The following is an 11,944-nucleotide window of genomic DNA, read 5'->3' as shown; positions in this document are numbered from 1 at the left end:
TCATACTGACTTAATCAACCGCACATTCACTCATAGACAAATGGAACTTTACGTTTAAACCCCCATACCAACGCGATATAAGCAAACAGAACCAAGACGGAGATAGTAGACGATAGATGGACAAGGTTGGTGATAAATTCACGATTAATGACGACACTATTATCGTAACAAGCAACAAAAACCCAGAACGCAATAATAGGAATGGCAACAGCAAGCCAACCCACAATGTTAAATAAAGTCATTATCAAAATAAAGACGGCATTTATTATTGATATACTCGCTCTGGTTATTTTACGCATAACAGATGGAGATGATTTACAGCGATTATTATCATTAATGTTATTTGGCAACTGGGATTCAGCGCTTTTATTTACTGAATTGGCACCGAGTACATGTTGTGATGTATTGTTCATAGACATACCTTTTTATTCAATGAAATGTTATAAGTAATAGAGCTTGAAAGTACAGCACATAGAACGGTTTCAATCATTCATTATTGGAACTGTTCTATGCAAACAAACGCAGTGCGTTAGCTTATTAAGATAGTGTCAGATTGATTATGCACACGACTAATAAATCGTGTGCATATGAAAATGGGGTACTCTACAACGTGGCTTATATCAGAGAATATTGGCTATCGATTTTGCCAACTGAGCTTCAAGAACCGGTTTGGCTTCTTCATACTTCAAATTAACTTTATTGGCATTAGAAACAACGCGAGTCTGATATTTATGACGATCGCCGGTTTCGGTGCTGGTCTGAATTTTCACACCGGATGTTCCCTGGCGTAAGGCAGCAACGTTATCGGTCGTCACTGCGTTCTTCTCTTTACTCCGTTCCGATATTTGCAAATCAGTTATCATGGTGTAATTAACATCTTCGACCATCGCATCAGCGGCCAACCCAATCAGCCCTGCGGCTAAGCCCACACCCAAGGTAGCGCCTGCGGAGCTGGAATTATATGCCGTGATACCCGCACCTAATGCGGCCCCCATCGCCGCGCCTTCATAGCCTTGGCTCAGGAAACCGTTAGCGGTGCGCAAATCCATTTTATCGGCTTTAAGCACATTGGCCTGTACCCAGTAATACGCTGTATCGGGAGATGAAACCACGGTATAACCTTTAGACTGGATTTCCTGAGTGACTTGCCCTGCCAGCCCGCTCATATCCTTATCTGAGGTATTTTTGACTTGGACATACACTGTTTTTTCGCTAGATGGCTCAAGCCAGATCGTTTCACTGACTTGTGTTTTTACGTCGAGGTTTCTTTTTTTAACGGCAGTACTCATGGCACCGCAACCAGAAAGGATGAATACTGAACTCAAAACAACAGCAGAAAAAAGACGTTTATTAATAATTTCCATTTTTATCCCTATATCCATTTTTAATTTTAAACAATTAACAAATTTCACTTTTGACGCAATTTATCCCTTAAACTGATTCGATTACGAATGACTATTATAGTGGTCATAATGTGAGTGAATATCATGACTTGAATGAATGTCATGATGATGGTTATGATGTACAAAATCATGACTCATCGATGAGCCATAAACGTTACCATGAACATCAATAGAACTATTAGCCATAGACAGACCACTTGCTGGATTTATATCTATATGAGAATGACCATGTGAACTGAAGCCATACAAATTCCCATGAATATCCGTTGTACTGTTTGCCATAGGTAAACCATTCGCTGGATTCACGGCCATATTATTATCATGCGAAAGTATATTACTTTCAAAATTTAGCATATTTGTAGCACCGACAACACCTGACACTTCGCTGGAAGAAATAGGGTGAGAATATACAGTGTTTCGCACATCATTGTGATGCGAGTTTTTGCAAGGGAATACCTTTCCAACTTTCACTAGAAAGACCAACCCACTTATAACCACACCTACAAAAGAAACATAAGAAAATACACTAAAAAGGATATATATCATTTCAATGTCAAAAGGATGCTTTGTACTTTTAATATATACAAGCATTGATAAAAACAAACCAGCGAGTGCAAAAGAAAACCATATGAAAAATGGCTTTCGTATTGTGAAAATTGTTATCTTCTCAATATCACTCGCCACCACTGAATTGGATAGCTTTTTCTTAAAAGAAATGAAAGATAACAAAAACAACAAGCTAATTATTAGCAGGACTAATGGTATCCATATTACACCAACATTTCGAGTAGATATACTATACACTAAAGAAATATAAACAAAGGTAGAGCCAGGAATAATATATAATAAAGTTAATATTAATTCCCGAATGTTAAGCATAAGTTTACTTTTCCTCATCACCACCTCCTTTATTATTAAACTTATCATTGCCTTTCACACCAGGAATAGTGCTCAAGTCCCAAAAATCTTGTTCTTCCCTCTCTTCCTTCAACCCTTTTTCGTGATAATCACTAGCCTTTGTATGGTTTTCTTGTAGGTTATCATAAGATTTACTAACGTTCGATTTTTGAGCGCTAATTTCCTGACTGTTTTTTACCACCCTATCCAGGCTCTCCTCATTCTTATCAGAAACACGACTATCAACATCATTCCTGATAGCTGCTCTCTGGCTTTCGTCGTCAATGTTGCCTTTATTGGCAGCGAAATTATCTTGCACATTTCCAGCCGGAAGACCTGCTGACTGCATATCATTACCGATCCCCCCCCGACCTGACTGATAAGCAGCTTCGATCTGAGGCATCAATCGTTCACTAACAAATTCACTGGCCAACTTATCACGTTGTGCAGCCACCTCTGGTGATGAGGTATCGGTTAAAATTGCATGAGCATTTTGTGGTGACTTCTCCGTCACAAAATTCGCAAATTGCTGGTCAAAGTTGCTATCAATCTGGCTGCTCATACTTTCAACTTTAGAAGCCATCTCACTGTACTCATGGCTACGCGTCATGCCATCAGTATATTGCTGGTACTGACTCTGAGACTCACTGAGTGTGGCGCCATATTGATCCAATCGGGAACTGGAAGTGTTATCTGTATGACTGGCAGAGTTGGTCACGCGACTACTTGTCAATACATCCATACCCTCTTTAAAGTCTTTTGCTGCCTGACTGCTGGTATCATTTTTATAATCAGTCGAGCGCTGACTACTTTGTTGCGTTCCATGTGAGGAACCTGAAGTGCCTGTGACATCTTGATTTGTATGCAAGTCACCATAGACTTTAGCCCCACTTCCCAACACCTGAAGACCAGCTTCAGCTCTTGCACCTGCGGTAAAGCCCAATGCAGATGTTCCTCTTGACGCTTTATCCATCAATTGGTTGTAGGCTTCAGACTCACTAATATTGTTTGAACTTGCGTAGTTTTTCACCGCAGACTGCATTTGATGAGCGGCCTTGGTTTGTGATGTTGCCGTAGCGTTGTCAGAACCGGCAATTAATGAATCACTATTACCCTTTTGTGATGCAAACTGTGAGAGTTGATTCCAACCACTGGTCACACTGCTGTTATAACCACTAAGTGCACTTTGTGCCTGAACTTCACTCTCACGGGCTTGTGACTGCAAGGAACTGCTTAACATTCTTGCACCACCAACATGCACCGGCAATTTAGACATCCCGGTTGACGAGTCATAGACCGTCTGACCGCTGCCCGTTCGAGTTGAGGTCGCCCCACTGGCGTGCTGTGATGTCATTTGTCCATCACGGTGAGAGAAGTTCGTATCCCACTTTTGGCCGCTGGCGTTATTCATCTGCATGTTATTAAACGCCCAGGTGCCGTCGGTGGCATTGGATGCTGATGCACTGGTTGAACTGTTGGTTGCGGTCCCCAAATAACTGCCCGCCTGAGAGACCCCTTTCCACAAGCCAAACACAATGGCCCCGGCGAGAAACGGGATAGAATTGGCCAGCCACCCTGACATGGTGGCAACATCACTGTGCATCTGCTGAACGGAGGCCACATTAGCCAGAGTAATGTTCATCCCACTCGCTTTGCCCTTCAGGTAGAACGTCATGGCATAATTCAAAATGGCGTACAGCGGAGGCCAGGCTTGCAGATAGACCAGCGTAAAGACAAACCCTTTCAAAATGCCGACCGTCAAAGTATGAATAGACGCCAGCAATATCATCAGCGGGAACATGCCAATCAACATCGCCATCAGCACGGTGTGCATCACCGGTAAAAAAGTCATGCTGATACTACTGGACGCCGCCCAGCTCATGCGCATTTTGCTGTAAGACGACTCCGAGGCCATATTCACCAGACTGGCCGTATCCCCATTACGCGACGCTGTGCCAGCAATGCCCGACCGCAACGCACTCATGGTCACGTTTTTACGCATCACTTCGCTGGCAGACTTCCCACCGGCATAATAAAAGTCATAACTTTCACCCACCAGGTTGGCGAACAACACATTGGCGTCCGGTTTCTTGCCAAAAAAACGGCTCACATAATGCACCCATGTTGCTCCGCCATTGGTGGTGTCTGCCTGTAATGTCGGTTGCAGAACATTTCTGGCCAGCGCCTGACAGGTATGAAATCCGGCTGAGGCTAAAGTGCTTCCGCGCGGCACCATCACGCCCCGCAACGGGCTGGGTTGCGAGAAAATCAGCGTGTAAGGGTCGGTTGAATTCATCAAATCCTGCATACTGTATTTATGGTTGAGCATCATGTCGCCAATCACACAGTTTTTGACGTACTCACCGAATAAGTTAGCCAGCTCCCCGTTTTGCAGGAAAACATCATTGGCCCGCTGAACCAGCGTGGCACCAAACAACATGCCAGTTTTGCTGTAGGTGGCGGAATCCGGAGTGCGGAAAATAAGCTCATACAGCTCCGTCATGTCTGTGCCAATCGAGGTAATGATCCGCGCAGGCACCGCCAGGCCAACGGGCACATTGTCTACCACATACACACTCGCGGGGTCGCTCCGGTCAATAATCTGTACCGTGGCTTTCGGAATGAGCAATAGACTGCTGACAATCACAAACACCGCAATAAACTTGATAAATTCCAGAGGGTCATGCGTTTGGATGTAGGTGAAATAGAAGACGAACGCCGCAACAAAAAGCACGATGCGGAACATCGAGTCCCACGAACTGGAACCGATAAGGGCCGCAACTCCATTAAATGCCGCCTGAAAGTAGTCCCCGGATGCCAGGACATAAACCGTCTGAACGTCCATTATTTCCCCTCGTAGCCATAGTTTTGCTGATAGCGTTCAAGTAACTGACTGGACACTTGTTGGCGTAAATAACTCATCTGCCGGTCAAGCTCCATCAACGCATTGGATTTCACCTGTACCGCACCCTGTAAAGAATTAAGCTGACGGCCAGCGATATCCATGCTGTCTTTCAGGTTCTTGGCGGTTTCTTCGGGGAAGTTCTTGGCTGCGACCATCATCCGGGCCTGTTGCAACACTTCTTTCAGATACTGAAGCAAAATGTCATAGGCGACATATTCGGACAGGCTGGACAGCATGTTAGGACCAATACCGGCCATCTGCGGATCAACCAGGTATTTTAGGATGGGAACCGAGGTGCTTTCGATAAAGCCTTTCTCCGCATCGGATAAGGGTTCATCACTGCTCAACTTGTTATAAATGCCGTCAATCATAGTCTGCACGCGCTTATCCAAGCCGTTACTGGCACTGATGGTCATGGTTGAGAGGGTCGGGCTTAAACACGCATCACTGTTGCAGGCGTAGACTTTGGCCTGCCCGCCGTGCATCAGGGCTTTAATGATGTCCTGATTGTCGGCCAGTGACAGCAAAGGGATCACTTTGCCATCATTATCAAATATCAGTGTGCCGGTGATACTCATCGCAAACTCTTTCAACTGCTGATTGCCACTGAACATGGCATTCTTACTGAGCGCGTCCCACATCAGATTTTTGTTGGTAACGATTTGGTCTTTGTACTGCTCCGGGGCATTGCTCAAAATACCACTGAGTTGTCCGCCAACCGTGCAGCCCTGACGTGACGCGGCCCAGTCACTGAAGATGTTGGATTCACCGGCAATATCCTGACAAATCTTCTCAGAACCTAACTGTGTTTTGGGCCACAGCCCCCCGATAATGCCTTGTGCTGCCTGACACGACGACATGTTCATGCTGTTCACATCGGTCGCCAGTTTCTGCACAAAATCCTTGGCTTGCTTCATGCCAGGTACAGCGGTTTGCAACGCTAAATCAAAAAGGTATCCGGCGGCATTGGCCATAATCTGTTTGGCGAACCGCTCCAGTTGTTCACTGTTGATGTGAGAGAATGCGCCAAGATAGGCATCGATGCCGCCGCAACCGGCGTTAATGCTGGGAACGGTCATGGATATCATCTGGATTTGTTTCACGTTGCTGCGCAAATACAATGAGCCACCGGTCGCATAACCTGCGGCCTGCCCTTGCCAGACCTGCGCCGCCGTGGCATTGCCCTCAAAGCCCAGCTTATTGAAGAAGTTATTGAGGTCATTATTCACATCGGCATGGAGTGGTGAGGCGATAAGGAGTATTGAGCCAAACAAGAGTGACTTATTCCGCATGTTGTATTTCCTCTCGTACAGCGCGGGTTTCAATGGTTTGGGTGATTTTTCGTAAAGAATGATAAGCGTAAATATTGCTCACCCACAAAATGGTCGCCGATGAAGCGAGTCCTAACCCCATAAGGTGAAATATGGGTGAAGTGACATACAGAATATTGATGACATCCCGATGCGTCATTTCTTGATTATTGATTAAAGCCAGAAATTCCACGTTATAGGATATTTTAATGCCTATGGAGGCAATAATAAAAGCGATGGCAATAAAAAGAATTTTCAGGCTAAACACATGGGTTATTTCAATGGCTTTATTGATATCCCGTTTTTTCCTTTTTAATTGAGATAACGAAAGTGATTTCCTTTTAAAATTAAACATGCGAATACGTCCTTTAATAAAATTTAAACCATCAATAGGGAGGGGGGGAATAAAAATAACGACTATCCGTTATTGGGAAGTTCTGTCTTGGTGGTTTTAACAACCACCAAACCTTCTTTTTCAAGTGCGTTCAAAATAATGTTAGCCCAGTAAGTGTTATATCCATCCTCAGTTCCCGTGGTCACAATGCGGTCTACAATATCCGGCGCTATTGTCGGGGAGAAGATCTTCTGCCGGGCTTTAATAACTGTACAGCCCAGATGTGATTTATCCTGAGCATCCAAGTCTTCAATTTCCCAGGTCACAATCTGCTGTTGGTACTCATCAATCGTCAGGGCAATAAAGCCACGGGCATGGGCTTCTTCACCAAAGGCACACATCAGAAATTCCCAGTAGTCTGTATTAGCATGTTCCGCAAGAGCAGATGCCTTATGATGTAAATCCAGTACCGAAACAGACACTCCCTCTTTATATTGAATATGATGAGGCTGCGTTTGCTGAGGTTCATTTGTATTTTTTTCTTCCTGCTGACGTTTTTTTATTCTCTTATTAAAACGATAAAATACGAAAGCAGAATACCCAATTTCAACCGAGGCAATGAATGCGGCGACACTCATGAGCCCAACGCTGATGAACCCAAAAAACCATGGCATAATATACATCACCATATTCAGAACAAACTGGACTCTGGTGTCAAATCCATCAACGCGGGTTAATGTATCAAACAGCGTTTTTAAAACATAATCACTCATTAAGTACATAACAAAAAAAGCGACACCCGTAAATAAAAGCTTTGTTGGAAAATCCAAATTTCCATCTAACGACTTAATCTGTTTTTCTCTATTTTCTTTCAACTGTTCTAAAGAAATAGACTTCTGTTTACATGAAAACATATTTAATTCCTTTCCATGGCAATATGGAATTCATTGAGTACGATAAAAGAGGTATTTTCGGGGCATTAATACAATAAGACTGACAACGGTATGACGCTATTGTGGTCGTTGAGAGATAACCAGAACTTCATCTAAGCGGGCCATGACCTGCTCTGGCGTCATCACACCCTGAAACAGTGGGTAGGTCTGCATGGTATGCACATTCACCAAAAACGCTGTGGGGGTGGCCACCGGTAACTCCTGAAAGAAACTCACCACCACTTCCGGTGGCGCGGGCAGCGCATTCGGGTAGCTCTCATCTCCCTGACCATCCAGCGTGTAAGGGAAAACCTTCAGTCCGGTCGATTCGCTCACCCCGCGCAAAACAGGGTCAAACTGTTTGCAGTAACTGCAACTCTGCTGCATAAACAGCACGATATTGAAATCATTCAGATTGACCATTACCCCACTGGACAGGCGTATCGTATTGGCCGCTTTAGGGACTTTTATCGGTGACGGAACGTCTTCGATTTGTGGGGCAATTGAGGGGGATTTATGTGCCTCCAGTTGGGCTATTTCGTCACGCACTGATGCTTGAGCGAGGCTATAACCGAAGAACAGCGTAATAAACAGGCAAAGCATCCCTTTTTTCACGGTTTTTCCTCCCGATGGGTATTCACTGTTATAAAGGTTTTCCAGGCATTCATGCCCGAATAGAGCCAGCCCGCAATCACCAACCCTGCCCCAATAACGAACAGGAACAAGGCACCGCCCACCGATATCAGGTGTAAGGTTTCCTGCCCGGATAGCGAGAGAGTCAGTAGCCGTGAGCTGATGGCCATCCTTGCCAGAAAGTGAAAGGCAACGGCGGCACACATCAATGCACACCCAAAAAAGAGCATGACATTTTCGAGGAGTTTTTCGTTTTTCATCGTTATTCCTTTAAGAGACGGGCGCGAAATCAGTCGCCACATTGAGAAATTGTTTGGAGAGGTCGTCCTGGGTCATGAAGCCATACGCCAGCGGTTTAAATTCCTGCGTCGTGGGATTGACCAGAAACAGCGCCGGAAAATGGGTCACACCCATCTTCTGCGCCTGACCACTGTCCATACGACTGGCTGGGAACGCAGAACTGCGAGCGCCATCCATACTGATGGGAATAATGGCGACGCCTTGTGCGTGGGCAAAATCCCGCACCACGGTGGCCAGCAGATTATCCAGTGGCTCATTGCCCCGGTAGAAGAAGAACACACCGTATTGTTGCGTCAGTGAACGAATGGCCTCCACCTGCTTGGCTTTATCCGCCGCCAATTGTGCCGGAACGGTACTGTTGTAATGGCTGTATTGCAGGTTGTAATCCAGCTCAGGATAGGACAGTAACGCTTTTTTACCCCCCTGTCGGAACGCGCTGGCCTGATTGGTCCAGAACTGTTGCAAACGCAGGAATTTACCCACATTTTCTGCTGACGGATGCAGAATGGCCGTATTGAGTTGCGTTTCGGTCAGTTTTTGCAGTAACCGCATTTGTACATTGGGGGGTAACTGAGAGAGGGGGACATCGGGGGCTTTTTCTTCCACCTCGTCTTCCTCTTCAGGCTGCGGTTCGTTATACCAGTGCCAGCCGACTATCGGTTCATCCGTATAGGTTTTGGTGGAAGTCACTGCATCAGGTTTATCTGCCGCCAGTGTCAGTGGGCTTATCAGAAAACATAACGCCAGGGTTAACAGGGAATGTCGCATCATTTCCCCCTCGCGGATTGCTGTTGTATGCTGGCTGCAACCTGCTCTTTGACGCGCGAAATAATGTCGGCATCCACGGGAATGGTGGTCCCGTCAGTCAGATCACTGTAGAAGTTGCTGAAATCCACCTTATCAAACAGGATACGTTGCAGCTCATCGATGGTTATCCCCCGACAATTAGGACTCTCTGCACTACCAAAATTAATACCAAGTTGCCAGCCACGGCCCTGCTCCTGAATAATCTGAGCAAGTTTGGAGTCAAACTGGCAGTAGCTTTTTTTCTTTTGCAGGCAAACACCCAACACTTTTTTGGAACAGTAGTCCCCGATATATACCGTCAGTAATCGCTCTTTTGCCTCGCCCAGCGCTTTTTCTTCACTGTCACAATGGGCCAAACCAATACTGGCTCCCCAGCCGCTGTCTTTGCAGCAGTTACTAAAGCCGGCCGCTGCCTGACGACAGGATTTAGGGGCACCGGTAAACGCGGTTACGTTGATGCCGTTCAGTGCAGCAACGTCCTCCCCAGCCGCCGCCAATGCAGCGAGGCCAGAAACCGCCTGACCAAAACTGTTTGATTTATCGTTGTTCAATAAATCACAAGAGCCGTCATTGCAGACCAGTTCACCGGCGCACAGTTGAGCTTCACCGCTGATTTTGGTTTCACAGGAGAAATACACCTGTTCCTGAGTACAAATATTACCAATGGATGTGAGGCATTTTTGCGAGGACAATGTGCAGGCACTGTCTGTCATGTATTTATCGCATGTGCCGTTATCGGCCACCTGGGAAAAGTAGGTGTCTTTGTACTTCCAACAGTCACTGTAAACCGGGTATTGTCTGCCCTCTACCGTGATGGTTCTGTTGCCACCGGCTTCAACACATTGGCTGGTGATCAGCACCTCTTCCGCCTTGTTAAAAGGACAACTTTCTGTCCAGACCACTTTAGGCTTATATTCCCGACTGCCGGTGCGCACTCTCAGCACAATCGTAAAGCGGCCTTGTTTGTTGTTGTAGAAACTCACCGTGGCACTCGGTCTGGAAGAGAGGATCATGTTGATGGGGATTTGTTGCCCCGTCGATAATGTGCTGACTGCGGGCGCAAACCCACGAGTGCCATCACTGGTATTCACCTCAGTCCCCAGAATTTGCATCATCATATAGGTAGAGCCACTGCCACTGTGCGTCAGCGTTGCGCTCAATATCGGGCCATTAACGTTGGCCGGAACAGTAAACGTCGTTCGAGCGCCATCTTCACGGTTATTGCCACTGCCATATGCATAAAAGCTGAGCTGTGTGGAATCAATGATGACATCGACATCCTGCGTACTGTCCACCCAGTCACCGTCAATCGCAGCAGTTCGTGTGCAAGCTACCTCTATCGCCGGTGCACGGTCACACCGGTAAGTATTGATTTCAGTCTTGTTGACGTTCACCGATTCACAGAATTCATTGCTACCCTCGGTAATAATTTCGGCCTTGTCCTGAATTTGAAAACCATTGTCGATAAAGGGAGCATCCAGGGAAATCTTATCGTCAGGCCGGTTTAATAAAGACTCTTGCGCCACCTTCCCCACTTCGGAGGTGTTCAGTGCATTGTTACCGGCATTCAGAATATCGGCATTCGACATCGAGGTTTCCCCGCCGTAATAACCGGTTTCTGGCGGCGTAGCGGTAAATCCGGGGAAGGTATTGGGGGCGTTAAAGGAATTTAACGCATTGGTACCTTGCCCTTGAATGGATTTGCCAAAATCAGCCCCCTCCTTGTACTTATCATTGGCACCACTGGTTGTCATAAACACCAGACTGATCAACAGGGGCAAAAAGAAGAACTTACTGTGTGGCTTCATGCGATTTCTCCCCCAGTAATTCCCGTGCTACCTCCGGACAATCCCCCTCGCGGACAATTTGCTCCAGCGCGCTTTTTATCCGGATAGAGCCGCTAATAACATCTGATTTATCCCCGCAGATCACCACCAGTGCCGGAACATGGGTAATGTTGTAGGTTCGAAATTGCACTGGGTCGATTTGTACGCCACCGCGATTATCCTCTTTGACCAGGTTAAAAACGGCGCGGGCCGTTTTGGCAAAGTCATCATCAATCAAGCCATTTAAGACCGACGGAATACCGACATCGGCGGCTTCCTGCAAAATCAGCTTCAGTCCTGTTTCCGGAATAGAAAATGACACAAAGTAGAGGGCTTTAGGCTGGGGTTTCTCAGGGCCAGACAACGCAGACTGCTGCTGTTTTTTCAGTGAGTTGATCCACTTTTCATCAAACGCACCCTGCCGGGGTTGGGTAAACGGAAGTGATGCCGGTGCCTTTTGTTTTTGCAGCGCCTCATTCTTATCGCGCATAGATTCAATGAATGCCTGGTTCTCTTCTTGTGTTTGTGCCAGTACCGGCATGGCTCCAATGACAACGCTCAACAGCGTGACTCTGAGAAGTAATTTCAAGGGAGGGT

General features: G+C 46.3%; 12 protein-coding genes. All 12 read right to left on the bottom strand.

Annotated elements, in window-relative coordinates; genetic code table 11:
- Positions 1-26: 26 nt before the first annotated feature.
- The 12 genes from V2A84_RS00470 to trbC all read right to left on the bottom strand — a co-directional run bounded on the left by V2A84_RS00470 (position 27) and on the right by trbC (position 11,936).
- A complete protein-coding gene (locus V2A84_RS00470) occupies positions 27-413 on the bottom strand; it encodes a hypothetical protein (RefSeq protein ID WP_442848481.1) in 387 nt (128 codons plus the stop codon).
- 207 nt (positions 414-620) lie between these two features.
- On the bottom strand, positions 621-1,364 hold the full coding sequence (gene traT, locus V2A84_RS00465) for a conjugal transfer complement resistance protein TraT (RefSeq protein WP_442848480.1): 744 nt from the start codon (positions 1,362-1,364) through the stop codon (positions 621-623).
- Between the two features lie 81 nt (positions 1,365-1,445).
- A complete protein-coding gene (locus tag V2A84_RS00460; RefSeq protein ID WP_442848479.1) occupies positions 1,446-2,300 on the bottom strand; it encodes a hypothetical protein in 855 nt (284 codons plus the stop codon).
- Positions 2,287-5,145, bottom strand: coding sequence for a conjugal transfer mating-pair stabilization protein TraG (traG, locus tag V2A84_RS00455; RefSeq protein WP_420073370.1), 2,859 nt, complete (start codon positions 5,143-5,145; stop codon positions 2,287-2,289). Before traG ends, V2A84_RS00460 begins: the two co-directional genes overlap by 14 nt.
- Positions 5,145-6,497 (bottom strand): conjugal transfer pilus assembly protein TraH, encoded by a 1,353-nt coding sequence (traH, locus tag V2A84_RS00450; RefSeq protein WP_420073369.1) that lies wholly within the window; start codon positions 6,495-6,497, stop codon positions 5,145-5,147. The genes traG and traH overlap by 1 nt, the downstream gene beginning before the upstream one ends.
- A complete protein-coding gene (locus tag V2A84_RS00445; RefSeq protein WP_442848478.1) occupies positions 6,487-6,870 on the bottom strand; it encodes a hypothetical protein in 384 nt (127 codons plus the stop codon). The genes traH and V2A84_RS00445 overlap by 11 nt, the downstream gene beginning before the upstream one ends.
- 62 nt (positions 6,871-6,932) lie before the next feature.
- Positions 6,933-7,763 (bottom strand): hypothetical protein, encoded by an 831-nt coding sequence (locus tag V2A84_RS00440; protein WP_420073367.1) that lies wholly within the window; start codon positions 7,761-7,763, stop codon positions 6,933-6,935.
- Between the two features lie 96 nt (positions 7,764-7,859).
- The gene (trbB, locus tag V2A84_RS00435; RefSeq protein ID WP_420073366.1) at positions 7,860-8,396 is read right to left on the bottom strand and encodes a type-F conjugative transfer system pilin assembly thiol-disulfide isomerase TrbB; all 537 of its coding nucleotides are present in this window, start codon (positions 8,394-8,396) and stop codon (positions 7,860-7,862) included.
- Entirely contained in the window at positions 8,393-8,674 is a 282-nt protein-coding gene (locus V2A84_RS00430) for a hypothetical protein (RefSeq protein WP_420073365.1), read from the bottom strand. The genes trbB and V2A84_RS00430 overlap by 4 nt, the downstream gene beginning before the upstream one ends.
- Positions 8,675-8,684: 10 nt before the next feature.
- The gene (gene traF, locus V2A84_RS00425; RefSeq protein ID WP_420073364.1) at positions 8,685-9,485 is read right to left on the bottom strand and encodes a type-F conjugative transfer system pilin assembly protein TraF; all 801 of its coding nucleotides are present in this window, start codon (positions 9,483-9,485) and stop codon (positions 8,685-8,687) included.
- A complete protein-coding gene (gene traN / locus V2A84_RS00420) occupies positions 9,482-11,329 on the bottom strand; it encodes a type-F conjugative transfer system mating-pair stabilization protein TraN (protein WP_420073363.1) in 1,848 nt (615 codons plus the stop codon). The genes traF and traN overlap by 4 nt, the downstream gene beginning before the upstream one ends.
- A complete protein-coding gene (trbC, locus tag V2A84_RS00415) occupies positions 11,313-11,936 on the bottom strand; it encodes a type-F conjugative transfer system pilin assembly protein TrbC (RefSeq protein WP_420073362.1) in 624 nt (207 codons plus the stop codon). The genes traN and trbC overlap by 17 nt, the downstream gene beginning before the upstream one ends.
- Between the last annotated feature and the right edge of the window lie 8 nt (positions 11,937-11,944).

The sequence above is a fragment of the Yersinia sp. 2553 StPb PI genome (genome assembly GCF_052217105.1).
Taxonomy (GTDB): Bacteria; Pseudomonadota; Gammaproteobacteria; order Enterobacterales; family Enterobacteriaceae; genus Yersinia; species Yersinia enterocolitica_E.
The sequence above is the reverse complement of the archived record's forward strand: the minus strand, read 5'-3'. Positions and strand labels throughout refer to the sequence as shown.

Coding starts and splice junctions, on each gene's coding strand:
- V2A84_RS00470 (WP_442848481.1), bottom strand. CDS start 413: ATGAACAATACATCACAACATGTACTCGGTGCCAATTCAGTAAATAAA.
- traT (WP_442848480.1), bottom strand. CDS start 1,364: ATGGAAATTATTAATAAACGTCTTTTTTCTGCTGTTGTTTTGAGTTCA.
- V2A84_RS00460 (WP_442848479.1), bottom strand. CDS start 2,300: ATGAGGAAAAGTAAACTTATGCTTAACATTCGGGAATTAATATTAACT.
- traG (WP_420073370.1), bottom strand. CDS start 5,145: ATGGACGTTCAGACGGTTTATGTCCTGGCATCCGGGGACTACTTTCAG.
- traH (WP_420073369.1), bottom strand. CDS start 6,497: ATGCGGAATAAGTCACTCTTGTTTGGCTCAATACTCCTTATCGCCTCA.
- V2A84_RS00445 (WP_442848478.1), bottom strand. CDS start 6,870: ATGTTTAATTTTAAAAGGAAATCACTTTCGTTATCTCAATTAAAAAGG.
- V2A84_RS00440 (WP_420073367.1), bottom strand. CDS start 7,763: ATGTTTTCATGTAAACAGAAGTCTATTTCTTTAGAACAGTTGAAAGAA.
- V2A84_RS00430 (WP_420073365.1), bottom strand. CDS start 8,674: ATGAAAAACGAAAAACTCCTCGAAAATGTCATGCTCTTTTTTGGGTGT.
- traF (WP_420073364.1), bottom strand. CDS start 9,485: ATGATGCGACATTCCCTGTTAACCCTGGCGTTATGTTTTCTGATAAGC.
- traN (WP_420073363.1), bottom strand. CDS start 11,329: ATGAAGCCACACAGTAAGTTCTTCTTTTTGCCCCTGTTGATCAGTCTG.